This is a genomic window from Verrucomicrobiales bacterium (assembly GCA_016793885.1).
Taxonomy (GTDB): domain Bacteria; phylum Verrucomicrobiota; class Verrucomicrobiia; order Limisphaerales; family UBA11320; genus UBA11320.
The window spans coordinates 1-26490 of record JAEUHE010000042.1 but is presented as its reverse complement, the minus strand read 5'-3'; the positions used below and the strand labels follow the sequence as shown (position 1 = coordinate 26490).

Below are 26490 nucleotides of genomic sequence, written 5' to 3'. Positions count from 1 at the left end.
CATGACCTCATGCACGCTCTCCCCTACCCTCGCACCACCTCTCCCACTCCGAATTCGGTCACACGCCCTGGCTGGATGCGCCGGCAGCCTCCACGGGCTAAAGGCTCGGGCCGGCTATGTCTCATCCTGTTCGCAGGATTAATCGCCGCAGGCACCGCCTCCTCCGCGGCCTTGCTTCCAGTGACGCTGGCCTGGGATAGCCCCTCCTGGGTGGTCGAGGGATACACCATCCACTACGGGACAACGAGTCGTTTGTACACGAAGGAAACCGAGGTGGGGAATGTCACCACCGCAGTGCTGAATGGGCTGGTGGAGGGAACGCGCTACTACGTGGCGGTGACCGCGTACGGCGAAGATGGGTCCCAAAGCGAATTCTCCAACGAAATCCAATTCGTGCTCGGACTGCCCATCCTCCGCATCGAGTCCACACCAGACAACCAAATCGTCGTCACCGTGAAGGGCAAGCCAGGGGAGAGTTACGCCATTGAAGCGACGCAATCGTTCTTGGACTGGTCGGTGATCGGAACGGCCAGCCTGGATGCCAATGGCTTCATGAACCATCTCGACGATCAATCCACCCTACACCCGAACCGATTCTACCGAGCGCGTCCACTCGTGCCCTGATCCCTACCTTTCCTGGGCTACCAGCCCCGAGCGGAAGGCGAAACGCACCAAGCCGGGAATATCGTGGAGATTCAAACGATGCATGAGCTTCAGGCGGTGATACTCCACGGTCTTGGAACTTAAAGTGAGCAGATCTGCAATGGCCTTGGTGTTCCTTCCTTCGGCAATGAGTTGGAGAATCTCGCGCTGGCGCGGGGTCAATTGGTCGAGGGGGCTCTTCAATCCGGCCAGGCCGCGCTTGGTTAAAGTTCCTACCAGACCCTGGGATACCCCGGGACTCAGATAAACCTCACCTGCCATGACGCGCCGAAGCGCCAGCTCCAGCTCCGCGACCGCAGCCCGCTTCAGCAGGTAGCCGGAGGCGCCCGCCTGAAGCGCCTTCCAATAATACTCCTCATTTTGGTGCATGGAGAGCATGAGCACACGCACCGACTTGGAATCCCTGATGAGGCGCCGGGCCGTTTCCAGTCCGTCGAGGCCCGGCATCGAAATATCCAGGAGCACGACATCCGGTTGAAGTTTCAGCGCCAACTTCAGCACCTCCCGACCGTCGCCTGCTTCTCCCACAACCTCAACGCCTGGAATCTTCTCCAACAAGGCGCGAATGCCCGCGCGAACCAAGGAGTGATCATCCGCCAGAAGGAGCCGACAGGGGATTGAACCTCGGCCAGTCATGCCGTCACCCCCCCTAACTCTTCAGTCTTCCACTGCAGCGGGAACCAGGCATGAACCTCAGTGCCCTGCTGGGAGGTGGATTGAATCTGAAAATGCCCCCCGGCTAAAGTCGCTCGCTCCTCCATGCTCAAAAGACCCAGGCTGTTCCCACCCACCGCCTTTTTTCGCACGGCAGCGACATCAAATCCGACGCCATTGTCACGAATAAACAGATGAATCTCCCGTCCGCGCCTTCGCAACTCCACCACCACCGAAGTAGCTCGAGAATGGCGGGCCACGTTCGTCAGCGCCTCCTGCCCAATGCGAAAACACACCGTCTCGAGAAGGCTATCCAGTCGTCCTTCCAGAGGATCGACCTGCACCTCGGCACTTAAACCAGCTAATCGAGCCTGCCGATGGGCGAGCCAGACCAAGGCCGGTTCCAGCCCCAGGTCATCGAGCAGGCATGGGCGCAGCTGCAGCGCGATATCCTGAACTTGCTGGAGAACACGTTCGACGGCATCGAGGCATTGCTGGAGGCGATCGCGATCCCCCGCCCTCGCGCCTCGAAGCAAGGTCTGCAGGTTAATCTGAGCGACGGTCAATGTCTGCCCGAGTTCGTCATGAAGTTCACGCGCCACCTCTCGCCGCTCAATCTCCTGAGCTTCCACCAAGCGTCGGGACAAGACCTGAACTCGGTTGACATACTCCCGCTGTCGATCCTCGGATTCCTTGCGCTCGGTGATGTCCCTAACATTGCATTGGATAACCTTCCGTCGGTTGACTTCATAAACGTTGCTAACGAATTCCACGTGGATGGATCGGCCGGCTTTGGTTTCCAAGGGCAGATCATCGTATCGAACGTAGCTCTCGCGCTGCAACTCACGGAACTCAGCCTTGGAGGCTTGAACATCCCGGAAAGGCCCTATTTCCCACAGCGGATTACCCAGCAGCTCCGCTCGAGTGTATCCAAGCAGACCAGTCAAAAACGGGTTCACATCCTCAATTCTTCCCGTGGCGGCGTTGAGTATCAGAATTCCGTCCTGAGCCGCCTCGAAGAGCCTTCGGTAGCGAGTCTCAGAGGCGCGCAACGACAGCGTGTTTTGGTTCAGTTTCACGATTGGCCCCCATTCGTGCAAAACAGCAAAAAGCTCCGTGATCATCTCTGGAGGATCACGGAGCCTGACTGAGGTTCTCGTTAGTTGTTACTGCTGGTGGTGAGACTCACCTCCAACTGGTTGTCCACATTCGCCGCCGTGGCGATCCGATCCGCAATGGCGCCGATCAGCCGCTTCTCTTCCGCCGTATTCACGGGCCCACGCAAGGTGACCAGACCGTCGACGGTGATGATCTTGACGTTCCTGGCATTGACGGACATTTCCTTGCCCGACAGGATCTCCTTGCGGATCAAGGCGCTGCGATCTCGATCCGCGACGCTGTTGCCCTGATCCATCGCCGTCAGAGCGCGGTTCCCGCGATCGCGGATCCGCCCCTCAGCATTGCCAGCGATGAGGAAGGCGTTGGTCGTGAAATAAGGCTGAACCCGATAGGCGCGATACACACCTTCAGCATAGCTGGGATCACCCAGCTCAGGCCATTGGTCCGACTTAAAGTGCGGCGCGTTGAGCAAGGCCTCCTTGCTGGTGTCGAGCTGGAGTCCGTCGCGTGCCGCGTTAAAGCGAATCGCTGAAGGCGGAACTGCGCTCATTTCATCGCCCAGCCCCAGGAATCCACCCGAAGAAATAATCACCGCCAGGATGCGACCGGCGGACAGGTCGACCGCGAGATTCTCGACTTTGCCAAGCTTCTCCTCGCTAAGGTTGTTGATCGTCAATCCCATGACTTTGCTGCAGCTCTGCACGGCATTTAGTCCAGCAGAGTCATCCGACGATCGGGGCTGAACGCCGGAAGGCTGAAAGTAGGGTTCTTCGTTGAAGTAGCGGTAAACTCCAGCCACGTGATTAGACTCCGAGGACGCATCCCAGTTGGCGGCGTCGAATTTCGGGGCATTCTTGATTTTAACAGGGTCCGAGTTGAGGTGAATAACCTTGTCAGCAGCATCCCAGTGCAAAGCACCGGGAGGTACGGCGACCAAGGAATCGCCGAGGCCCAGGAAGCCTCCGCTTGAGAGGATCACCTGAACGATTCGGCCCGTCCGAAGATCGACCGCCAAATCATGAATCTTGCCGAGCTTTTCGCCTCGATAGCTCCGCACTTCGGAGCCGACGATGGTGCTAGCCTTGACGGCATGGCCAAGCCGTTCGGTCCGGGGATTCGCTTTAACGACTCCGGCCTCGGTGGCGGGGATCGTAGAGGAGGCCGTGGGATTCTCCTGAGCGAAGGTGCTGAGGGCGATGAGCGATGCGGCTGAGGCGCTGGTAAAAGTCCGAAGTTTCCGTTTCATATTTCAATTAAGCTTCCGTGTTGTAGTTCCGTCCGCGCCGGACATTCTTTTTCAGGCGCGTCCCACCTTAGGAGCCCCCTACCCCGCGGGCCATGGGGTCTTCACCCCAGCGGGCTGCACGGAGAGCACATCTCAAAATCGCTAGATGTGCACCCGTCACCAAACCGTTGCCGTAATGAGCTTGAATTGATTCGGGAGAGTGCTTATAAAACTACCATTCAGGTCATCCTTTAAACTAAAACTATGCACAAATATACGTTCCTAACAGTGACAGTCGCCCTGTCCCTGCAGGCATGCCTCGCCTCCGCCGGCACCCTGCTCTCCGAGGGCTTTGACGCCGTACCCCTCCAACCGTTTGAAAGCCCCACTGAACAGGGTGGTGACGGAACCGATTGGAGCCCCGGCCTTCCCGCCGGCTGGACCATGACCTTCTCAGGTCCCCAAGGCAACCCGATCGAGTTTCAAGGTTGGCGCGTGATGGATGTCGACTCCTGGATCGCCACCGAAGGCAATCAGGACCGCAATAAGTGGACCAATGCAGGTGTCGGCGCTCATGACTCCGTGCTCGTCGCCGATCCGGATGCTTACGATGACGCCACCAACATCGATGATGCCCTGTTCAACACTTATATTCACACCCCCACGTTCGATCTGGGCTCGTTGGCTCCGAGTACGGTTTCGATCTCCTTCGACTCCTTCTGGCGCAACGAGGAGACCCAGAAAGGCTCCCTCGACGTCAGCTTCGATGGCGGCGCCACCTTCAGCAACCTGATGAAGTACGATTCGACCCAGATTGAGGACGGGTTGGTGATCGACGAACGGCTGACCTTGGCGGTCAATAACCCAGGCAGCGGCAGCCTGCAGTTCCGCTTTGGTTTGACGGAAGGCAGCAACGACTGGTGGTGGGCGATTGACGATGTCGTGATCACCGCTGATCCGGTTCCGGAGCCTTCGACGTTCGCGCTCGGAGCATTGGGCATCGCTGGCTACGCGTTCCTGCGCCGACGCAAGTAAAAGTCAGTCTTCCAGGCGGTCCGGAGCCAATTCCTCCCGCCATCCTGGAATCGCACGACTCCTTTTCGCATGGGCCGACAGACTCGTCTGTCGGCCCATTTTCTTTGACTCGATGGGCCGCGGCTGACGTCGCGTCCTGTCCTGATCCTCCAAGAAACCACAGTTGATGAACCACGGATTGCGCGATCTCACGGATCAAGAAGGAGATCCCAATGGAGACATGTTGCCGGGGCAATTCACCTGAAAGTGCGGGTAACCAACTCCAAGAATTCTTGTCCATCCGAGTCATCCGTGAAATCCGTGGTCACAACCGCCGTTTTTAGGATCACTCGTGCGAAGCGTTCCTAGCAGGCCGTCGAGCCATCCCCTCCACTGGCTTGCGCACTGACATCGATCCATCCCTTCGTCCTTCGACGAATTGTCGCGACCTCACCGCGCCTGCTAGAACGTTCGCATACACAGAGATCATCGTTAAGACACACTCACATGAAAACAATCGCACTGAACAGCATCGCACTCTTGTCCGTCGCACTCCTGGCCTCCACAGAATCCAGCGAAGGACAAGGCGCGCTCACTCCAACGAGCGCTCCAGCCCCCTCCATGCGCACACTCCAACAGATCGAACCACGCACGCCGGTGGACGGCACGCACACTCCAGGGGATGCCAATTCCCTCTTCAAAATCACCAGCCCTGGTTCCTACTACCTCACCGGCAACATCAGCTTCATCCCCCGCCTGGGCGATGCCAGCCAGCAGTCAGGGATCGAGATCCAATCGAACGATGTGACTCTTGATTTGAACGGATTTAGGGTATCGAGCAGCGCCGGCACCAACGGGCTGAACGGAATCATCGTGAATGGAAACTACAGGGCGATCACGATCAAGAACGGAACCGTCACCGGCTGGAACCTCGATGGCATCGCTGCGTCAGGCGTGACGTCAGGCCTATTCGAAAACCTGACACTCGACAACAATAACGACGACGGATTGGTCGTTGGAGGCACCGCCACCATCCGCAACTGCCGAGCGACCAACAACAAGAATCGCGGAATCGTGGCCGACAATAACTCGACCATCAGCGATTGCGAGGCGCGCTCCAACCCCAAAGCCGGCATCGTGGGAACGACCCGCTGCGTCATCTCCCGGTGTGTCGTCGCGGATGCGACCAGCGGTGATGGGATCGTTGCCGACAACTACTGCATCGTGGAAAGCTGCACCGTAAACAACGCGTTCAACTTCGGTATCAAAACGGTCAACCGACCCAATATCTCCAACTGCACTGTGACCGACTGTGGCCACGTCGACGTCAACGGCGTGAGCGGCGGGATCCTCCTGCACTACGCCGGAACTGTAAGGAACTGCGCCATCTCCTTTAACCGCATCGGCATCGAGATTCTGGGAAGCAGCGATGGCGGCGGGGCTCTCATCGAGAACAATCAACTCGACTCCAACTCAGGCGGCGGCATCGACGTCTTGAGCAGCGGCAATCGCATCGACAACAATACCATCTGCTGCAGCGCAGGTCCGGCGATCCGCACCCATCAAGGGGGCAACTTCATCGTGCGAAACCATGCGGTCGGAAACAACGGCGGGGGCGCGGACTACATCCTGGGCGGCAACGACACCGTCGGCCCTATCGTGGTCGGCAAAGGAACGATCAGCGGGATCGCTGGTGGAACCAGCCCCTGGGCCAACTTCCAGCAGTAAGCCCTCGTGCGCTCTCTCAAACAGGAGAACAACATCATGAGACTTAAACCACTTCTCGCGATTCTGATCGTCGGTGGAGGCAGCCTTTCCGTCGACGCCGTCTCCAACATCAGTGCGACGGACCCGTTTGCCTACGGCGCCAACATCGGATGGCTTAACTGGCGTCCGTCGGTGGCCGATGGGGTTCAGGTAGGAAGCCTCTTTCTCGCCGGGAATGTCTGGTCCGCGAACTGCGGCTGGATCAGCCTCGGCGATGGAAAACCAGCCAACGGGCATCATTATCAAAACAACACCGACACCGATTTCGGCGTCAACCTCGAGGCGGATGGCACGCTCAGCGGAATGGCGTACGGCGCGAACATCGGCTGGATCACCTTCACCGACAGGAGTGCCACCGGAAAGCTGGCGGCGGACGACGTACCCCGGGTCGACCTCAAATCGGGTCGGTTTCACGGATTCGGCTACAGCGCCAACTGCGGCTGGATCAACCTCGGCTCCGACTTCAACGGCGTCAGGGCCACCAGCCTGGAACCCGGTCCGGACACCGATGGCGATGGAATCCCGGATACCTGGGAGCTGCAGTTCAGCAACAACCTGAATCAGCTCACCGCCAGCGGGGATCTCGACAGCGATGGCATCTCGGACCACGACGAGTATCTCGCGGACACCAATCCCACCAACGCTTCCGATGTGCTGGAGATCACTAAGATCACGGCCAAGAACGAAGGTAGCACCGTGGATCTGACCTGGCGAAGCAAGCCCTCGCGCTGCTATCTCATCCAAACCCGCGAGGATCTGTTCGCCGACGGTTGGCTGGATATGGTTCCACCCGACCTGATCAGCCCTGACTCAGGCGACGCCACCACGAAGACCGTCAGCGGAGGCTCAAACCCGATGCGCTTCTTCCGCGTCCAGGGAGTGGTTCCTGGAAAGAACTTCGAGCCGTAAGGTCGAACGAAGTTCAGCTCACCCGGTGACCTTCACGAGGTGGAGGCCACCGGGCTTTTTGGTATCTGAGGACGAGTGACGAGTGATGAGCACCTGACCACTGACCACTGACCACTGGCCACTGACCACCACCTACCACCTACCACCTACCACCTACCACCACCCCTCCCCTCCTCCCCTCCGATCCAAGTTGACCCTATCGCCTGTCCCCACTACAAACATGGGCTTTATGCGCTGGACTCAGACACTTGTTCCGACCTTGAAGGAAACCCCTGCCGAGGCCGAAATCATATCTCATCAACTCCTGCTGCGGGCGGGCATCGTTCGCAAGCTCACGGGAGGCTTGTATACTTTCTTGCCCATGGGGCTGCGCGTCCTGCGTAAAGTCGAACAAATCGTGCGGGAGGAGATGAACCGGGCAGGAGCCCTCGAGGTCCTAATGCCTGCCCTCCAACCCCCTGAGATCTGGCAGAAGAGTGGCCGCTATGAAACCGCGGCGGACGTACTCTACAAAGTGCGCGACCGAGCGAAAAAGGAATGGGTCCTGGGTCCCACCCACGAGGAAGTCATCACCACCCTGGCCGCCAGCGAGCTAAATTCTTATCGCCAGCTACCCAAGAACTTCTACCAAATCCAGGTGAAGTTCCGCGATGAGATCCGCCCCAGGTTCGGGCTGATGCGCGCCAAAGAGTTCATCATGAAGGACGCGTATTCGTTCGACGCGACCGATGACGGAGCCATGGCCAGCTATCGAAAGATGTACGACGCCTACGCGCGCATCTTCACCCGCTGTGGGTTAAAAGCCTTCGCGGTGGAAGCCGACACCGGCGTGATCGGGGGCAATTACAGCCATGAATACATGGTCCCGGCCGAGACCGGCGAGAATGAAGTCGCGTATGTCGACTCCGGCAAGTATGCCGCCAATATCGAGAAGGCAGGAAGCCTCGGTCCCCTCGTGCCGACCTCAAAAACCTCCACAGGCGCGGCGCCTGAGAAATTCGCAACTCCCGGCGTGGTCACCATCGAAGCGTTAGCCGCAGCACCGTACGGAGTTTCAGCGGAACGGCAGATCAAGACCCTGGTCTACCTGGTGAATGGCAAACTCGCCATCTGCCTGGTTCGTGGTGATGACCAGGCCAATGAGGCCAAGCTCGCCGGGTGTCTCGGCACCACCATCTTCCGGGCCGCCACCGCCGATGAGATCTTCGCCGGGTTGGGCGCTCATCCCGGAAGCCTGGGGGCGGTTCACTTGCCCCCCTCCGCGTCGGGCGTTCCCATCTATGCCGACGAGGCCCTGCGAGGAGCGGCCGGCATGACCACGGGCGCCAACGAAGACGGGCATCACCTCCGTCACGTGGACATCGACCGCGATATCAAGGTCACCCGGTGGGCAGACATCCGCACCATCAAGGTCGGCGAGCTGTGCACCACCACCCAGGAACCGCTAAAGATCCAGCGCGCCATCGAGGTGGGACATGTGTTCAAGCTCGGCACCAAGTACAGCGAGAAACTCGATGCGACGTTCCTGGCTGAGGATGGCCAGCGGCGCCCGTGCGTGATGGGCTGCTACGGCATCGGCATTACCCGCACGCTCCAAGCTGTGATCGAGCAATGCCACGACAAAGATGGCATCCGCTGGCCGATCTCCGTGTCCCCCTATCAAGTGCTCATCACTCCGCTAGGCGTGGCGGGCAGCGAGACCATGAAGCTCGCCGAGCAGTTTTACCAGGAACTCACGAGCCGGGGCATCGAGGTGTTGCTGGATGACCGTGACGAGCGACCAGGCGTCAAGTTCAAGGACGCCGATCTGATCGGAATTCCCATCCGCCTGGGCATCGGCGAAAAATCCCTGGCCAAGGGCGAGGTGGAACTGAAGCAGCGAGGGGCGGCTCTGGAGCCAACTGCCACAGCCAACGCCGTCGACCGCGTCACGGAGTTGGTAAAGCAGGAACTCGCCAAGCTCGGGTAACATTTACCCAAAAAAGAAGAATGGCCCGGCCTCGATCTGATGCAAGATCTTGGCGGTCATGACTTTTGTCGAGGTTCGCGGTATCACCTTCTGATGTGGAGCGGCTTCTCATCTCCCCCCCCCCGAATGGGGGAAGGCTCTGACTCTTAAGTCCTGGACTCCTCAGGCCGATAACAGCACTGAGGTGGAGAGCCCTCACGCCGTACTATCACCCTGTCATGGGGTCAAGTTAGCAAGCACCAGGATCCATAAGCGATGCCTCAGTTAAGGAGGCATCCCGGGCTGCTTCACCTGATCCTATAGCCGGATGGCTCGCGGATGAATACGGGCTTACGGGATGTGGAGTCACGTGACCTCAAGATGGAAAAGAGGAAGTAACTCCTAGAATGACCGATCAGCTTCCCAGTCTAGCCCGAACGATCGCGGCTGTTGCCATGAGGACCGGCCTGGGCATGGTCTTCATTCTGTTCGGAAGCGCCAAATTCTCCTCGCCGGAGGATTGGTTCGTTTACGTCCCGGCCTGGTTGGGGCCTCTATTGATCTACCATCTGCAGGAGGATACTCCCCTGCGCATTTTCCATCTCCTGGGCGTGTTTGAGGTCGTCATCGGCCTTCAGCTACTCCTCGGGTTCTGGCAACGCGCCAGCGCTTTGGCAGCGACGGCCGAGTTGTCCCTAATCGTGGGATGTGTGGGGTTCGACCATACTGGAGTGAGAGATCTCGGGCTGCTCCTGGGTGTGGCGATCCCGCTCGCGCTGCAACACTCGACGAACGGAACCTGGACAGTGGACTCCTGGATTATGTCACGATCACAGCGGCATCCTGCGCTGGCGCGCCAGGTAGCGGTCGGCTGGCTGACTTGTGTCGCCATGATTGTCCTCGGCTGCATCTCCCCCTTCAACGCTGCGATCTCGGCCAGGGCCCGTTCAGTTAACGCCAAGGACCACCCGTCGGAAGAGCTGGCCAGCCAGTTCCGAACCGCGGGGGACCAGCCGACGGTGCGGGAGGAACCCATCCGCCCCGTCCCACTCGAGATCCAGGCAGACCCCCTGAAAGTCGCTCTGGGAAGACGCCTCTTCCATGATCGGAGGCTTTCCGATGACAACAGCATGGCCTGTTCGGATTGCCACAGGCTGGAGGACTGGGGCATGGATCGCCGACGGTTTCCGCGTGGAATCCGCGGCCAGGACGGGGAAATCAACACCCCCACGGTCTACAATGCGGCGCTGAATATGCATCAACTGTGGGATGGCAGCGCACCGAGCCTTCAGAAGCAGGCGGAAAGCCCCGTTGAGAACCCCAAAGAGATGGGCTCCAAATGGTCCAGAGTGGCGGTCAAGATCAACTCTGATCCGGCCTACCGGATTGAGTTTGCGGAACTCTGGCCCGGGCGGCTCATCGATCGAGACGTCATCACCGAAGCGATCGCCAGCTTCGAGCGAACACTGCTAACGCCCAACTCGAGATTCGATCAATGGCTCAGAGGCAGCTCCGAAAGCCTGAACGCGGAGGAGCTGAGGGGTTACCAACTCTTCAAAGACGTAGGCTGTGTATCGTGCCACCAAGGGGTGAACGTAGGGGGCAACATGTTCCAGACGATGGGCAAGTTCGGAGATTACTTCAAGGATCGCGGCGGCCCGGTCACAAGCGCTGATCTGGGACGTTACACGATCACTGGCGCAGACTCCGATCGCCACAAGTTTAAAGTGCCCTCCCTCCGGAACATCGCACGCACGGCCCCCTATTTCCACGACGGCAGCGTCGACACGCTGGAGCGGGCCATCAACACCATGGCGCACTATCAGTTGGGAAGAACGCTAGAAACCCAGGAAGTGAAGTGGATCGCTTCCTTCCTTGAATCATTGAATGGGGAACTCCCGAAAACCATTTCGCATTGATCTCTCCTCCAGGCCTCTGCTGGCGGGGATCATTCTGTTGATCGGGCTCAACATTTTGGCGCTCATTGCGACCCGGGTTGATCAGACCGCCGCGGAAGAATTGCACCTGTTGTGCCGACGCCTGGTTGGAATCGAATCGCTTCGGGATGCGGAGGTGCTCCAGCTCAGCCTGGGCCTAGCTACCAGCTATGACGAACTCACGGCAGCCGGGCGAGAGATAGACCGCATTCAGGAGCGCCTTCACGCCAACATCCGCTCTCTTCCGAACGCCGAGCGCCGAGCGCTCGAACCATTTCTCGGCCAACTCAAGGAGAACCAGCAACTTCGGCAAGCCTCCTCGACGTCATTTGCCACCGAGAACTCCTCGCTGATCAATTCGGTCCGATTCCTGCCCTCGCTCGTTTCCAAGGCGGGCCTGCTCCTCGAGCAGAACGGAAAGCGTGACGTCCATCTCGAACTGCGCAAACTAGCCAATCAAGCGACCGATTTCGTGCTGCGGGGTGAAAGGTTGGAGGTTCTGGACTGGGAACAGCGCTGGGAGATGCTGAGCGGATCCGCCCAACCAAAGGACCTGCAGCAACCGCTCGAACTGGCTCGAGCCCATGCGAACATGGTCCTGACAGCGAAACCGCGGGTGGACACCGCGATTCGTCAGTTCCTCCAGGTCAAGCCAGAGGCTACCATAGAGCGCCTGATTCTCACGCACAGGCGCCTCATCGAGCGGCGCGCAAACCAGAACAATGTGCTCAAAGGATCGCTCTATTTCGCCATTTTCGTGCTCATCCTTGGGGCTTTGACACTCCACCGAAAGGCCCGAGACCTTTCTCGCGATCTGCAGAACATCAATGCGGATCTGGAGAAGAAGGTACAACACCGAACGACGGAGCTGACGCGCGAGATGGAGGTTCGAAAACGAACCGAGGAGGAACTGGTGCGCGCGCGCGATGAAGCCGAGGCCGGGAACCGAGCCAAGAGCGAGTTCATCGCCACCATGAGCCACGAGATCAGAACTCCGATGAACGGGGTCATGGGGTTCACTGAGCTCTTGCTCGAAACACCGCTTAGCGAGGAGCAGGCACTGTCGGTTCGAACCATCCGAAACTCGGCTGAGGGACTCCTCTGCATCATCAATGATATCCTGGACTTCTCCAAAATCGAGGCCGGCAGGATGGATATTCTGCGGACCGACTTTAACCTCGAGCCTATCATTGCGCAGGCGCTGGATGTTCTGCGGGCGCGGGCCAAGGAAAAGCGCCTGGAGGTGAGAGTCAACTATGACCCCGAAGCCTCGCCCAGGGCCTTCGGAGACCCGCTTCGGACGAGGCAAGTCTTGGTCAATCTCATCGGAAACGCGATCAAATTCACGGAACAGGGCCAGGTCACGATTCGGGTCACCGGGAAAGGGGATCGGCTGAAAATCCAGGTAGCGGACACCGGCATTGGAATCCCACTCGAACAACAAGCCAAGCTCTTCCACCGTTTCAGCCAGGCCGATTCGTCCACGACTCGCCGTTACGGCGGGACCGGACTCGGACTGGCCATCAGCAAGCGGCTGGTAGAGCTGATGGGAGGACAGATCGGGCTGGAAAGCAAGGAAGGCACCGGATCGACGTTCTGGTTCGATCTTCCCCGCGGATGCGGTCCGGAGGAGGTCTCCTCGGCGTCCGACACCCAACCGGAAGCAACTCAGGTGCGAGTGCAACCAGACCCTTCGACGCAAGCTCTCCCCTCCCCGTTCAGCCAACCGGCGCGATTGGAACCGTCAACGCCAGGCTGGAGAGTGCTCGCCGCGGAAGACAATCCAACGAATCAACTCCTCCTGCGCAAGCTGCTGACCAAGTACGATTGCCACCTCGATCTGGCCGCGAACGGACGTGAAACCGTCGAACTTTTCCAGAACAATAGCTACGACCTGATCCTGATGGACTGCCATATGCCGGTCATGGATGGCCTGGCCGCGAGCGCGGAGATCCGGCGGATCGAGGCTGAACGAGCGAACGTTGCCGGGCGGCCGCCCTCGCGCCACGTTCCGATTGTCGCGATCACCGCCAGCGCCATGCCAGGAGATCGCCTCGCCTGCCTCGCTGCCGGGATGGACGATTATCTGACCAAACCCATCCACGCGCGCGAACTGCGGGAAACCCTCCACCGCTGGCTGGACCAAAGCCAGGTCCCGGGCCGTGAATTGCCGCCCCGTTCCGGTGCGGCAGCGCCGTCCTCACGAAGTCCGTAAAGCGGGTCGAGCTATACGGGCTAGGAATCCTTCTGAAAACGGGAGACGAGGCTGCGGGCTCGCGCCCTACTCCATTACGAAGACCCGGTAGTAGCGCTGCCCGAACACCGAAGGATCGACATCTGTCCAGTCCGCTGTGCTGGTCAGCGCTCTCACTGAACCCACGTCCTGCCACGCGGCATCAGCCAGTGAGTCCCGACGCTGAATGCCATAGATCTTGCCCGGTACCGCCGCCCACAAGACTTGCACTCCGGCAGCCCCGGACCGACGCAGAGTGAACACGCGCAGAACCGATTCACCGCTGACTGGACTCGTCCCGGCTCGATACTCCTCGCCATCGCTACGATCATCCCCATCTGAGTCCTCGGCGCCGTTGTGACTCAGGCTGTTGAAATACGCATATTCCCAATCATCCGCCAAGCCGTCCTGATCGCTATCACCGGCGGCCAGTTGGACCTGGAAGATTGATCGCCCTGTCGAGGTGGAAAACGCCTGCCGTGTGGTAACGGGTGTAATTAAAAGTGGGCGAGATCAGGGGATCCCGGCTACGCCGGGGGGACGAAAGCGGTAGAGGTCTCTAAGCATTACCCACAAGTTCGGAAGATCTTGGACCTCTATCCCAACGGGATAGCGCCTCAAAGCCCAGGGTTGCGAGGAACGAGCTACCCTGGGAAAAACCCATAGAATTCACAACCCCATCGTGGGTTGCGGTTTGTTTGGGGGTGTTGGCCGATCCAGTCGCAACCCGCGTTGGGGTTGTGAGAAAACAACTACTAACCCAGGGTAGGCGCTCCCGCTTCGCGCCAACCCTGGGCTTTGAGGCGGAATCCCTGTGGGATTCTAACATCTGGTCGAAGAACTTGTGGGTAATACTCAGAGAGGGCTGCCGCACTCCATAGGGGCTAGCGTCCTCGCGGAGCGTCTTGGAGTTGACCGCGAAGTGGTCCGACGAGGGCTATAGTTCCAGAGTCCTGTAGCCCTCTACAGCTTTTCGGCATCGACGGAGTCGGGATCCCCCGAGCTCCCCACTTCAAATCACCCGCCCCTTCATTCTTGTCGATTCCGCCGAGCGGATCGACAAGACTACCGCAACCATGTTGCTGGCGATTGAAAGTTCTTGCGATGAGAGTAGCGCGGCGGTGATCCACGAAGGCCGGATCCTCGCCAACGTGGTTTCATCGCAAACCAAACTGCACGCGGAATATGGCGGCGTGGTGCCCGAACTCGCCACCCGCGAACACTTGCGCAACCTGCCGGTCGTGGTTCGTCTGGCGCTGAGCCAGGCCGGAATCTCCGCAGCTGAGGTCCAGGCGGTGGCCGCTACCCAAGGCCCCGGCCTGCCCAACGCGCTGATGACCGGCCTCAAATTCGCGCAAAGTTTTGCCTTCGCCCTCCAGCGCCCGTTCTTCGGAATCCACCATCACGAGGCCCATCTCTACTCGCCGTGGATCCAAGGCAATCCGCCCGCCGCCGACTTTGGATCCTTCGCCCCCAACCTCTCGCTGATTGTGAGCGGGGGACACACACTCCTGGTCCAGGTCGCAGGCTTGCTCCAGCACACCATTCTGGGCGGGACCATCGACGATGCGGCTGGAGAATGCTTCGACAAGATCGCCAAGCTCATTGGACTCCCGTACCCCGGCGGTCCCGAACTTGATCGTCTTGCTGCCCAGGGAAATCCAAAGGCCTATGCTTTCCCCCGGCCCATGCTGAAGGATCCGGGCTATGAATTCAGCTTTAGCGGACTCAAGACGTCGGTTCGCTACTTTATCGAGAAACATCCGGAGCTGCGCCAACCCGGACCGGAACAGAATGATCTCTGCGCCAGCGTACAGGCGGCGATCGTGGACGTGCTGGTCACGAAAACCATTCGCGCGACAGAAGCCTGCGGGTTTGGCTGTGTGACCGCTTCCGGAGGCGTGACCTGCAATCGCGGCCTCCGGGCGTCTCTCCAGTCAGCCTGCGCCGCACGCGGAATCGATCTACGACTAGCCGAACCCTCCCTGTGCACCGACAATGCGGGCATGATCGGCATTCTCGCTGAGCGAAAGTGGCTCACGGGCGTCGCTCCCAGCTCACTCGACACCGAAGCCACCCCGCACTGGCCGTTGTAATCGGACGGCCTCTCCATGAACCAAGCCTCGTTTCGGTGTCCGGAGCTGTGCAGTCTCACCCGAAGGAAAAGCGCTGTCCTGCCGCTTTTCCTACACGCCAACTTGATCCCTGGCGTCCACGCACCCAGAAAGGGCCACAGAGAAGAAGCGACCGATCAACCTTGATCGATAACGATCAGATCTAAGATCAGGCAGTTGTCCCTTTTTCAGTCTTCTCTGCGCTCTTCCCGTCTCTGCGGTGTAAATCCGTCCGGTGCTTGGTTCAGTCCGAGGAATAGTCGGGATTTCCGTCGGCAATCCTCAGGACCCGTTCTTCACTCTGAACCTCTGCGTCTGCAGGATACGCTCCAGGCCCCTAATCCCAACCAAAGCAGGGAGACGGAGGATGGCTCGGGGATGACGAGGCTGAAGTATTGTAAGGCATAGGACATATTGCCTGACCCTAACCTATCATTCCCGGCTGGATCTACTCCGGCGAGCTCATAACCGAGGAGATTTGATTTTCCATGGATGCATCCGGCGTCCATCGCTTCCTCCCAGGTGTTGACGGTTTGCCCGAAGTTTTCCCAGACCCGTAGTTGTAGGGTCACCCGATCCCCTCCGAAAGTTCCGGGGATCTCCAGTCTGGCCTTGCCGTTGATCAAGCCAGCCGTAGGGCCGATGCGAAACGTGACCAGGGACCCGGGCACCGGGCCAAGACTGGCTTCCGGCTGTCCTTCGCCGGGAGCCCACCAAAGCTCGGCATAATAGCCCGGACCTTCCACTTTCTGGAAACCCTGATAATCCGACAAGCTTCCACCGAGTCTTGCCAAGGCTGGAGCCGACGGATCGGGCATGAAGACATATTTGTCTCTCTGACTCGTGTTGTGGTAGACAACCGAGCCCTGGCTGAACCCGCACTCCATCGTCAGCAGTAACAAGCTCGCGATGATGAAAAGCTTAGGCATAGGTCTCCTCCACGAGTATTTCTTAAAAGCGACAAAGCTGAGTAGCGAAAACGAGCTCAAGGCACAAGTTTGAAGCGTCGAGGAAGGGGGGAGAATAGAGGTGAATGAGAAAGGAGGTGCGGTCGCGACGGACTCGGGGGCTTTATGCCGGGCTTTCAGCCCTTGAGGGAGAGGGGATGTTTCCCTGGGGTTGTCACCCCAGGCTGGGATGGGACGCACCTTTGGTGCTGAAGCCCGACGAGCCTCCGATCCAATACCAGCCCCAGCTCAGACCTTTGAGCGCAGATTCGAATGGAATGGATCAGTAGTGTTGGAGTCCGCGGGCCACAGGCCCAGCACCATCCCAGCCTGGGGTGAGAACCCCAGGTTTCGGCACCCCTACACACGCTGAGGGCTGAAAGCCCGCACCATCGCAAGGCAAGCTACCCGCTGAATTCAACCTCAATCTCACCGCGACACCTCAAACTGCACCGGGGCCCAGGGAGAGCTGAATGATGCAGCGCAGAGACGGGAAGAGCCGCAGAGAAGACCAGCTACCAAGACTCCATGTCCCCGTTTTTCTCCACCAGGTTGATGGCCTCGATTCACGTGCACTTTACCAAGGTGTCCCCTCACCAGCAACGGAGCATGGAGGTCCTCAAGGTGCAGTCTTGCCGCACGCAGTGCCTCCTAGCAGCAAACACCGCCGGCGCGATGCCTTGAGGTTTCCGCACCTCACAACAACCGTGCCATCGCGCCGGCGGTGTTTGCTGCTAGCCGAGGATCCCTTTCACCACATTCCCCGCGATCCCCGTCAGCCGAGCATCCAACCCTTGAAACTTAAAATTGAGTCGCTTGTGGTCGATGCCCATCAGGTGCAGCAACGTCGCATGGAGATCGTGGACATTGACCACATTCTCCACCGCGCGATACCCAAGGTCATCGGTAGCGCCATACGCGGTTCCCGCCCGAACTCCGCCTCCGGCCGCAAAGACGGAGAAGGCCAGGATATGATGGTCGCGTCCCGATCCCTGCCCCATGGGCGTCCGACCAAACTCGCCACCCCAGAGGATTAAGGTGTCATCAAGCATCCCACGCTCCTTCAGGTCGCGAATCAAGGCGGCCGTCGGCTGGTCCACATCCTTCGCGGCCGAGGGCATGGCTTTCTCAATATCCCCATGATGATCCCAAGCCCGATGATACAACTGAATCATGCGCACGCCCCGTTCGGCCAAGCGCCGCGCCAACAAACAGTTCGATGCAAAGCTGCCATCACCCGGCTCCTTAACCCCATAGCGCTCCAAGGTGGAGGCGGATTCCTTGCTGAAATCGGTAAGGTCAGGGACTGAAGCCTGCATTCGAAACGCCATCTCATACTGCGCAATGCGGGTCTGAATTTCAGGATCGACCCGACGCTCGGCCAACATCCCGTTGAGGCGGTTGATTTCCTCCACCACCTGACGCTGAGTGCTCTGACAGACACCCGGCGGATTGCCCACGTAGTGCACCGCCTCTCCCCGAGATTGAAACAGAATGCCCTGGAACTGGCTGGGCAGAAATCCGCTCGACCACTGTCGCGCTGAGACCGGCTGCAGCCCATACTTGCCCGCCGAAGTCAGCACAATGAACCCCGGTAAATCCTCGGTCTCCGCCCCCAACCCATACAAGAGCCAGGAACCCATGCTGGGCCGCCCCTTAATGATCGAGCCCGAGTTCATAAACGCATGAGCAGGGTCATGGTTGATCTGCTCGGTCTGCATCGATCGAATGATGCAGAGATCATCCGCCACGCTTCCGATATGCGGAAAGAGGGTGGAGATCTCGAGGCCGGATTTCCCGCACGGCTTGAACTCCACGAACGAGCCCCGCGCCTTCAGAACCGTGTTCTGCAACTGGGCCAGCTGCTGCCCCTTGGTATAGGAATCAGGAAAGGGCTGATCATGCAGGCGCTTCAGCTCCGGCTTCCAATCAAAGCTCTCCAGATGCGACGGTCCACCAGCCATGCAGAGATGGATAATGCGTTTAGCCCGCACCGGGCTATGGGGCTGCGCAATCACTCCCCGCCACTTCTTCGTAGCGCCGGCCGCAGACGGAGCGGCGGCATGCAAGGGCTGCGGGCCAAGCAAGCGGGCCAGAGCCGCGGCACCCAAACCATAGGCCGAGTTCCACAAAAAAGTTCGACGCTGTATTCCCTGCTGAAACTCGGTCGTGGTCAATGGGGTCTTCATACGTTCACCATTCATGGGAGCTTCTCTGGTTCAATACCTCGTCAGCGTTTCGTGCATATTGAGCACCACGCGACATACCGAGGTCCAAGCGGCCAACTCGGCCGGATCGCTTCCCCCGATCGAGGGACTGAATCCAACCTTCAGCAACTCGGAAGCCTCGGCCGGGCTCGACTGGTAATAAACGAACTGCTGCTCAGCGAAGCGCGTCAGCGATTCTGCCTCCGCCGAGGTGGGAGGGCGTCCCAGTGCCCTCAGAAATAAAGTGTTCAACCGTTCAAGGCTGGGAGCCAACCGGTCCGCGCCGCGACGCGGCTTCGCCGGGAGGGACGTCACCAAATCCTGTGCCAGCACGCGAGCCGCCTCGACGAACGAAGGGTCGTTCAACAACGTCAACGCCTGTTGAGGAGTGTTGGAAACCGTGCGCATCGCGGTGCACTCTTCCCGCGCGGGAGCATCGAAGTTGGCCAGCATCGGGTGGAGAAAGGTGCGCTGCCAGTGCATGTAGAGCCCGCGACGGTATTGGCGATCATCCTTCTGGGGTTGATAGTCCCGATCCGGAAACTGAAGCGGAGCGTAATAGCCCGCGGGCTGGTAGGGCCGAACGCTGGGGCCGCCGATATCCCGCTGCAGCAACCCGGCGATCTGGAGGGCATTGTCCCTGACGAACTCCGCCTCCAAACGACGCGGATTCTGCGAGGCCAGCAGGCGGTTGTTCGGATCAAGATCCTTTAGCTCCGGCCTCAGGTTGGAGGACTGCCGGTACGTCGATGAAAGAACCAGGGTTCGCACCATCGCCTTGAGATCCCATCCGCCTTCCCGAAACTCCACCGCCAGCCAATCCAACAAAGCCGGATGCGTGGGCCACTCGCCCTGTGAGCCTAAATCGTCGACCGAGGCCGAGATGCCATTCCCAAACAGCTGTTTCCAGAGCCGGTTCATCACCACGCGAGCCGTCAGCGGGTTGTCGGACGCCACCAGCCAGCGAGCCAGATCCAACCGATTCATGGGTCGTGCCTCACCCCAACCCGACCGCACCAAGCCCTGCGGAGGCAGGGGATTTAAGGGGTCACCGGACTCATCTTGCCAGTTACCCCGAGGGAGCACCCGAGTGACAGCCGGCTTCCAAGCCACCGTGACCACCGTGGGGGACTTCCCCCCCCGACACTCGATCAGCTCGCCGTGAAGCTCGCGGTAGCGCGCGCGCTCCGCTCGGCCAAGCACTCCGGCCCACATCGCCGATTCCAGCAACCGGTGCCCAGTCCTCCCCGTCCAAGCGCTCGGCTGACGTTTCAAGAGCCGGTCCCAGCCAGGATCCGCACCGCTGCGAAGCGGATCCGCCGAGGCAAACGGAGTCGTGCTCACCCGAACCCGGCTCAGGGCATCGGACTTAAGGGTCACCCGCAACCGATCACCCCTGGCGAGGCGAACCGGTGTCTCCAACACCCACACACCCGTTTGCGCCTGATCCGTTTTCGCCAGCGCGGTTCGCCAGCTGTCCTTGATGCCAAGAATCTCATAACCGTTGGCATAACGCGGATCCTTGTCCGACGCCTCGGCAAAGTAGACGGGCAGATTCTGCGGGGCGTTGGTTCCCCGACTCAGCCCCACCCGAACCGTCACAGCGAGTCGGCCGCCCCCACGGGCAATGTGCTTCGCTTCATCGGGCAGAAGCTCCACCCGCACCGCCCCCACCCAGCTCTCCTCAGGTGCCAGGGCCAGCACAAACTCCTGATTCTCGCGTCCTCCTGTTACCCGCACCTCGCCCTCGCTTGAGAGCGTCGCGTTCTTCGAGGAGGACAGAAGAGTGATTCCTTCGGCACTCCATCCCGATGGATGGGCGGAGAGAAAACGTCGAGCGTCCGACACCCATGTTTCCAACTCTGCAGTGCGAGCCGCCCTTCCCTGGACGGAGTCACGCACCTGATCCAAAACCGCATCCAAGGAAGATCGAATCCGCGCCGCTCGCTGTTGAAGGTAAGGACTATCCACCTCGATCTCGGGCGGAAAGGGATGGTCGTTGCTCCAGCCTTTGAGGTCCGGATTCGGCGTGTAGTTATAATCCTGATACACTCCCCACTGCTTCACGTCCGCGAAGAAGGCAGCCATCGAGTAAAAGTCCTTCATCGTGAAGGGGTCGAACTTATGATCGTGGCACTCGGCGCAACCCATGGTGGATCCCAGCCAGGTCGCGGCCACCGTGCGAACGCGATCGGCCGCATATTTCGCGAGATACTCCTTGGGCTGGGCGCCTCCTTCCCGGGTGACCATGTTTAACCGATTGAACCCGGTAGCCACTTTTTGCTCCTCCGTGGCGTTGGGGAGCAAGTCCCCCGCGATCTGTTCGACGGTGAATCGATCGAAGGGCTTGTTTTCATTGAAGGAACGGATGACGTAGTCCCGATACGGAAACACATTGATGTTCTGATCCCCATGGTAACCCACCGTGTCGGCGTACCGCACCAGATCCAACCACCCGACCGCCATACGCTCGCCGAAATGGGGAGACCGGAGGAGCCGCTCCACCTGGCGCGCATAGGCGTCCGAACGCCGATCTTTGACGAAGGCCGCGATCTCGTCGGGCGAGGGCGGAAGTCCGATCAGATCCAGGCTCAAACGGCGAAGGAGCGTCGCCCGGTCCGCCTCCGGCGAGGGTGCGATTCCGCGGCGTTCAAGGGCTTCCAGGATAAAGGCATCGATTGGCTTTTTCACCCACTCCCCCTGTTTCACCACCGGCAGCGCCGGTCGTTCAGGAGTGCGATAGGCCCAGTGAGGCTGATACTCGGCACCCTCGGCAATCCAGCGCCGCAGCAGCTCGCGCTGTGCGGGGCTGATGGTTTTATGGGTGTCCGGAGGAGGCATCACTTCTTCGGGATCCGCGGTCACCAACCGCTTCATTAACTCGCTGTCCTCCGGTTTCCCGGGAACCAAGGCGCGCTTGGCGACCGCCTCCTCGCGCTGATCGAGCCGCAGCTTGCCCTTGCGGGTGTTCTTATCCGGCCCATGGCAAAGGTAGCAGTTTTCCGAGAGAATCGGACGGATGTCCCGATTGAACTCCAACCGGCCTGAATCTGCTGAGCCGGCGATGGCCTGGAGTGCCAGACCGCAGGCGACGAGCATTCCCGAGCCGCTCAGCCACCCCCTGCCGGGGGAAGAAAGCGCGGATCTCCTCAGTTGCTTCTCATTTGGATCCATGGACATCATTCTCAAGAGTGAACTCAAAAATCACAATCGTTTTCACCGGCGGCACCATCTCAATGAAGTTCGATCGAGAGACCGGCGGAGCCGTTCCCCAGTTGTCGGGAGAACAGATCTTGGCTCAAGTATCTGACCTCCCGCCGAACATCGAAATTCAAAGCGAAAACTTTGGACTGCTGCCCGGGCCGCACATGACGCCGCCGCGAATGCTCGAGCTGACGCGAAGGATTGCCCACATCCTCGAACATCCCACCCAACTGGGCGTGGTCGTCACACACGGCACCGACACCCTGGAGGAGACCGCCTATTTGCAGGACTTGCTCCACACCTCCGCAAAACCGGTGGTGTTCGTCGGCGCGATGCGCAATAGCTCGGAACTCAGCTGGGACGGTCCCGCCAATCTCCGGGCGGCGATTCGCGTGGCTGCAGCTCCGGAAACTCGAAACCTGGGAGCTTTGGTGGTCATGAATGATCAAGTGCTCGCCGCCGCCGAGGTTAGCAAAACCCATACCGAAGCCGTGGACACGTTCCAGAGCCTGAGCTTTGGACCTCTGGGCTTTCTCGACAAGGATCGCCTGTTCATCACCCGAACTCCCAAGCGGCGTGAACAAGTCCAAGCTACGACCCTGGAAGAGCGCGTGGAGATGATCCGTGTCTACGCCGGGTTCAACGGACGTCTCATCGATCACGCCGTGAGCGACGGTGCCCAAGGCATCGTGCTGGAGGCTCTGGGCCGCGGTAATGTTCCGCCCGCGTCCGTGCCCGCCATCGAGCGGGCGATCGCGCAGGGAATCCCCGTGATCCTCACCTCGCGCTGTCCCAAGGGAAGGGTGCTGGATACCTACGCTTACGACGGGGGCGGACACCAACTCACGCAACGGGGAGCGATCCTGGGAGGCATGCTCCCCGGCCCCAAAGCGCGGATCAAGTTGATGCTCCTACTCGGCTCTGGAATGAACCTCCAGCAGATCAAAGCCGCCTTCGAAGAGAGCAGCGGCGAGTGATTCGGCAAGCGGGATTTGAGCCCACTCCTGGCCCAGGTGCAGGAGAACATGAGGGCAACTCCGCATCGTCACTAAGGTAGGGAGAGACTCTGTCGAGCCCACAAGAGCCCCAGGGTCAGAATAAGCAATGGGCATCTCCGCGAGGGTGGAAAAACTCGGCGCATTCCATAAGGTTTCGGGGTAATTTCGTAGACAATTTCGTAGCGTTTGATTATCCCCAGCTCTCAATGAAGGAGGACTACTTCGGTAAGCCGGGGAGGAAACGCCCGTCGGAATCCGTGCACATCCAACGAGGAGAACCCAACTGGGTATGGGCCACCGTATGCACAGAAAACCGAGAACCCTGGCTGACCTGCCATGAAGCGCACCAGGTTCTGCGAGACGTTTGGTCCCGTGCAACCTGGTGGCTGGTGAGCGACTACATTCTGATGCCGGACCCTCTCCATTTTTTTGCTGCCCCCCGCCAAGTTGAATGTCCGTTTACTTCCTGGGTCACCTATTGGAAACGCCAGGTTCGCAAACAACATCAACATCCCGAGTGGCAATGGCAAGCAGGTGTGTTTCACCATCGACTACGAAACGGTGAGAGCTACTCGGAAAAATGGGCCTATCTTCGCGGGAATCCTGTCCGCGATCGGTTGGTGGAGAAGGAAGAAGACTGGCCTTTTCAGGGAAGGATTCACGACCTCCGTTGGTAAGTCGAAGCCACATCAGCTCTCCACGACGCAGCCCTCTTCCAATTCGACCACCTAGGGCCCTTCAGGGCTCGAGTGGAATCTCGCCCTACCCCACATCGTCACGGCGGTAGGACGAGACTCCGCTCGAGCCCACTCCTGCCCCAGGATCAGGATAACATGAGGGCAACTCCGCAAGGGCCAACGGGTGATCGTCAACCCTTCAACACCTGATCTCGCAGGAGTCCATAAACAGAGGTCGCAGCGATCGGCGGCGCAGTGGCCGTCAACTTGCCTGGCAACACCAGGACCGGAAAATCGAGCGGGCTGTCTGGCCTTGCCCCGTGCGAGCCTTTCACCAGAGTCGCGTCCAAGGGAATCAGATCCATCAGCATGCGAAACCCGAGTTTCTTCTGCAGCAGCCGCCAGGCAATTTTCAACTTCGGGGCCGCGAGCGTGGGATCCACAAACAGCTCCACCGGATCATACCCGGGCTTGCGATGAATATCGACACAGCGGGCAAAATCGGGCGCCCGTCTATCGTCCATCCAATAATAATAAGTAAACCACGACTTGGAATCCGCCACGGCAATCAAGTCGCCGGCGCGGTCATGCTTCAACCCCCGAGCCACCTGTTCCTCACTGCCCAAGACCGTCTCCACGCCCGCCGCACCGCACACCGCGTCACGCACCTGGGTCAGGATGGAACGATCGTTCACATACACATGAGCGACCTGGTGATCCGCCACGGCGAACGCTCGGCTGTTACCGGCATCGAGCAGTTCCAGCCCCAACTCTTCCTTGATGGTCAACCACCCCCGCTCCCGAAAGATCCGATTCAGATGAATCGGCTGCGACACCTCGGTGATGCCATACTCCGAAAGCAGAACCACCTGCATGTTGCGCGACGAGAAAAAGCGGATAAGATCCCCGACAATGTCATCAATCTGCTTTAGATCCACCGCGATCGATGGATCGTTGGGACCGACGCGCTGCAGGTTGTAATCGAGGTGGGGAAGGTAAACGAGGTTGAGCGTCGGAGAATACTTCTCCTCGATCCATTTCGCGGAGTCGGCGATCCACCGGGTGGCGCAATCGGGTCCACCGGCCGGCGAAGCCTTCCCTGCCGCCGGCCCCCAGAAACCGGGAAACGGAAACTCTCCCAGCTTTTGCTTCACCTCGGGCCGAATCGAATACGGCCAGGAATAAACGTCGAAGAACTTCCGGCCATCGGCCGGATACATGGGTCGCGGAGTGATCGAATAGTCCGCGCTGGAATACATGTTGTACCACCAAAATAGTTTGGCACAGGTGAACCCAGGCACACGCGATCGCAGATCTTCCCAGAGTTTGCGTCCGTGCACGACATGGTTGGATTGCTTCCAGAACTGCACCTCGGCCAATTCCCGATGGTACCATCCGTTGGCAACCGCTCCATGTTCGCCGGGAGGTAACCCAGTGAGATAGGTAGACTGAGCCGTGCAGGTGACGGCCGGCAGCACCGGTTCGACATGATGCAACGTGCCGTTGCGAACAAAAGCGCTGATCTGGGGCGTGTGGGCACCGAGATGCCTCTCGCAAAGACCAACCACATTCAAGACAGCGACTCTGGGCATAGGCAGTTCGATGAGGGGAATCGTTTCAGCCGGTCGGCCGCCGACGCTTGGGGCTCTTTTTGTTTCCCATGGAGTTGCGGTTGGTCAGCTCTTCGATGGATTGCAGAACGACTTTCGAATCCATTTCATGAACCTCAAAGCCCTGCCCAATTCCTCGCAACAAGGTGATCGTCAATTGGCCGCCCAGATGCTCCCGAAACTCCTCCAAGCCTTGGATAACCATCAGGGTGCCGTCGGCATTGGTATTCAACAGCTCGTGAGTGAACAGCTCAAAGCCCACGGCCTCGAGCACGTTGAGAATCCGCGTGCAGCTCGGCTCATCCAGAAAACCGCGCCGACGCGAGTAAATCGCATCCAACGCGATCCCAATCGCCACGGCTTCCCCGTGACGCAGCCGATACTCCGAAAGCTGTTCCAGCTTATGCGCCGCCCAGTGACCAAAATCGAGAGGCCGGGCGGAACCAAACTCAAACGGGTCGCCAGAAGTGCAGATGTGATTCACATGCAATTCGGCGCAGCGATAAATCAGCCGCTGCATCGGCTCCGGATGGAACCGTCGCAACCGTGCAGCCTCGCTCTCAATCCAGGCAAAGAACGCACCATCCCGAATCAACGCGACCTTCACCGCCTCGACATACCCGGAACGCTTGTCCCGAGGCGGACACGACTTCAGCAGATCGAAATCGTTCACGACCGCAAACGGAGGTGCGAAGGTTCCAATAAAGTTCTTCTTCCCGAACGCATTGATGCCGTTCTTCACCCCCACGCCCGAGTCGTCCTGGCTCAGCGTCGTGGTCGGGATCCGCACATGCCGTACCCCGCGATGAGCCGTGGCCGCGGCCAGTCCGACCATATCCAGGAGAGCCCCTCCCCCGATCGCCAGGATGTAGGAATGGCGATCGACGTGATAGCGGTCCACATGCGACTGAATCTCCGAGACATGAAAATAGGAGTTCTTGGTCCGTTCCCCACCTTCGATCACGACCGGTGGGCAGACCAGAGTCAGCGAGCGGGAATGCGCCCGAAAATAAGCCTCAATGCTGGAAATCAACCGAGGCTGGGTCTGGGCGAGGGCTTCATCGATGATGACCAGCACCTTTCGAACGACCGCCGGATCGCCATCGATCAAAATATCCTTCAGCACGCTATTGCGACGCTGAAACACCCCGCGCGCAAAATGGATCTGGTGGCGATAGCTCACCTGGATCGTGCGTTCTATGACCGTGTTCGGCATAGACTTAGAATGCCTGGCCGAACCGCTCTTTGACCAGCCTGGACTGAA

General features: G+C 59.4%; 19 protein-coding genes. 10 read left to right on the top strand and 9 right to left on the bottom strand.

Features of this window, described 5'->3' with window-relative positions:
- Nucleotides 1-9: 9 nt before the first annotated feature.
- Nucleotides 10-624 (top strand): fibronectin type III domain-containing protein, encoded by a 615-nt coding sequence (locus JNN07_05255; GenBank protein ID MBL9167125.1) that lies wholly within the window; start codon nucleotides 10-12, stop codon nucleotides 622-624.
- A 3-nt stretch (nucleotides 625-627) separates the two neighbouring features.
- Here the strand turns inward: JNN07_05255 and JNN07_05250 are convergent, their stop codons facing one another.
- The 3 genes from JNN07_05250 to JNN07_05240 all read right to left on the bottom strand — a co-directional run bounded on the left by JNN07_05250 (nucleotide 628) and on the right by JNN07_05240 (nucleotide 3682).
- Nucleotides 628-1299, bottom strand: a complete 672-nt coding sequence (locus tag JNN07_05250; protein ID MBL9167124.1) for a response regulator transcription factor — start codon at nucleotides 1297-1299, stop codon at nucleotides 628-630.
- Nucleotides 1296-2396, bottom strand: coding sequence for a PAS domain S-box protein (locus tag JNN07_05245; GenBank protein MBL9167123.1), 1101 nt, complete (start codon nucleotides 2394-2396; stop codon nucleotides 1296-1298). Before JNN07_05245 ends, JNN07_05250 begins: the two co-directional genes overlap by 4 nt.
- An 80-nt stretch (nucleotides 2397-2476) precedes the next feature.
- Nucleotides 2477-3682 (bottom strand): PRC-barrel domain-containing protein, encoded by a 1206-nt coding sequence (locus tag JNN07_05240; GenBank protein MBL9167122.1) that lies wholly within the window; start codon nucleotides 3680-3682, stop codon nucleotides 2477-2479.
- A 243-nt stretch (nucleotides 3683-3925) separates the two neighbouring features.
- On the opposite strand from JNN07_05240, the gene JNN07_05235 reads away from it, so the two are divergent.
- The 6 genes from JNN07_05235 to JNN07_05210 all read left to right on the top strand — a co-directional run bounded on the left by JNN07_05235 (nucleotide 3926) and on the right by JNN07_05210 (nucleotide 13451).
- Nucleotides 3926-4696: a PEP-CTERM sorting domain-containing protein gene (locus tag JNN07_05235; GenBank protein ID MBL9167121.1), complete on the top strand. Its 771-nt coding sequence runs from the start codon at nucleotides 3926-3928 to the stop codon at nucleotides 4694-4696.
- Nucleotides 4697-5182: 486 nt separating this feature from the next.
- Nucleotides 5183-6403 carry a right-handed parallel beta-helix repeat-containing protein gene (locus JNN07_05230; protein MBL9167120.1) on the top strand — a complete coding sequence of 407 codons (1221 nt, stop codon included), beginning with the start codon at nucleotides 5183-5185 and terminating at the stop codon, nucleotides 6401-6403.
- A 36-nt stretch (nucleotides 6404-6439) separates the two neighbouring features.
- On the top strand, nucleotides 6440-7351 hold the full coding sequence (locus JNN07_05225) for a hypothetical protein (protein ID MBL9167119.1): 912 nt from the start codon (nucleotides 6440-6442) through the stop codon (nucleotides 7349-7351).
- A gap of 229 nt (nucleotides 7352-7580) precedes the next feature.
- Nucleotides 7581-9320 carry a proline--tRNA ligase gene (locus tag JNN07_05220; GenBank protein ID MBL9167118.1) on the top strand — a complete coding sequence of 580 codons (1740 nt, stop codon included), beginning with the start codon at nucleotides 7581-7583 and terminating at the stop codon, nucleotides 9318-9320.
- Nucleotides 9321-9706: 386 nt separating this feature from the next.
- Nucleotides 9707-11218 (top strand): c-type cytochrome, encoded by a 1512-nt coding sequence (locus JNN07_05215; GenBank protein MBL9167117.1) that lies wholly within the window; start codon nucleotides 9707-9709, stop codon nucleotides 11216-11218.
- Nucleotides 11187-13451 carry a response regulator gene (locus JNN07_05210; protein ID MBL9167116.1) on the top strand — a complete coding sequence of 755 codons (2265 nt, stop codon included), beginning with the start codon at nucleotides 11187-11189 and terminating at the stop codon, nucleotides 13449-13451. Before JNN07_05215 ends, JNN07_05210 begins: the two co-directional genes overlap by 32 nt.
- A 66-nt stretch (nucleotides 13452-13517) precedes the next feature.
- Here the strand turns inward: JNN07_05210 and JNN07_05205 are convergent, their stop codons facing one another.
- Nucleotides 13518-13871 (bottom strand): hypothetical protein, encoded by a 354-nt coding sequence (locus JNN07_05205; GenBank protein ID MBL9167115.1) that lies wholly within the window; start codon nucleotides 13869-13871, stop codon nucleotides 13518-13520.
- A gap of 674 nt (nucleotides 13872-14545) precedes the next feature.
- Between JNN07_05205 and tsaD the strand changes: the two genes are divergently transcribed.
- Complete coding sequence (tsaD, locus tag JNN07_05200; protein ID MBL9167114.1) at nucleotides 14546-15565, top strand: tRNA (adenosine(37)-N6)-threonylcarbamoyltransferase complex transferase subunit TsaD; 1020 nt, start codon at nucleotides 14546-14548, stop codon at nucleotides 15563-15565.
- A 314-nt stretch (nucleotides 15566-15879) separates the two neighbouring features.
- Here tsaD and JNN07_05195 read toward each other — a convergent pair whose 3' ends face one another.
- The 3 genes from JNN07_05195 to JNN07_05185 all read right to left on the bottom strand — a co-directional run bounded on the left by JNN07_05195 (nucleotide 15880) and on the right by JNN07_05185 (nucleotide 21836).
- On the bottom strand, nucleotides 15880-16512 hold the full coding sequence (locus JNN07_05195) for a PEP-CTERM sorting domain-containing protein (GenBank protein ID MBL9167113.1): 633 nt from the start codon (nucleotides 16510-16512) through the stop codon (nucleotides 15880-15882).
- 752 nt (nucleotides 16513-17264) lie between these two features.
- Complete coding sequence (locus JNN07_05190) at nucleotides 17265-18719, bottom strand: DUF1501 domain-containing protein (protein MBL9167112.1); 1455 nt, start codon at nucleotides 18717-18719, stop codon at nucleotides 17265-17267.
- A 30-nt stretch (nucleotides 18720-18749) separates the two neighbouring features.
- The gene (locus JNN07_05185) at nucleotides 18750-21836 is read right to left on the bottom strand and encodes a PSD1 domain-containing protein (protein ID MBL9167111.1); all 3087 of its coding nucleotides are present in this window, start codon (nucleotides 21834-21836) and stop codon (nucleotides 18750-18752) included.
- 137 nt (nucleotides 21837-21973) lie between these two features.
- Between JNN07_05185 and JNN07_05180 the strand changes: the two genes are divergently transcribed.
- Complete coding sequence (locus JNN07_05180; GenBank protein ID MBL9167110.1) at nucleotides 21974-22918, top strand: asparaginase; 945 nt, start codon at nucleotides 21974-21976, stop codon at nucleotides 22916-22918.
- Between the two features lie 227 nt (nucleotides 22919-23145).
- Nucleotides 23146-23616: a hypothetical protein gene (locus tag JNN07_05175; GenBank protein ID MBL9167109.1), complete on the top strand. Its 471-nt coding sequence runs from the start codon at nucleotides 23146-23148 to the stop codon at nucleotides 23614-23616.
- Nucleotides 23617-23807: 191 nt separating this feature from the next.
- Here the strand turns inward: JNN07_05175 and JNN07_05170 are convergent, their stop codons facing one another.
- Both JNN07_05170 and JNN07_05165 read right to left on the bottom strand, forming a co-directional pair.
- A complete protein-coding gene (locus JNN07_05170; GenBank protein MBL9167108.1) occupies nucleotides 23808-25208 on the bottom strand; it encodes an alkaline phosphatase family protein in 1401 nt (466 codons plus the stop codon).
- A 25-nt stretch (nucleotides 25209-25233) separates the two neighbouring features.
- The gene (locus tag JNN07_05165; protein ID MBL9167107.1) at nucleotides 25234-26442 is read right to left on the bottom strand and encodes a 3-dehydroquinate synthase; all 1209 of its coding nucleotides are present in this window, start codon (nucleotides 26440-26442) and stop codon (nucleotides 25234-25236) included.
- Nucleotides 26443-26490: the final 48 nt, after the last annotated feature.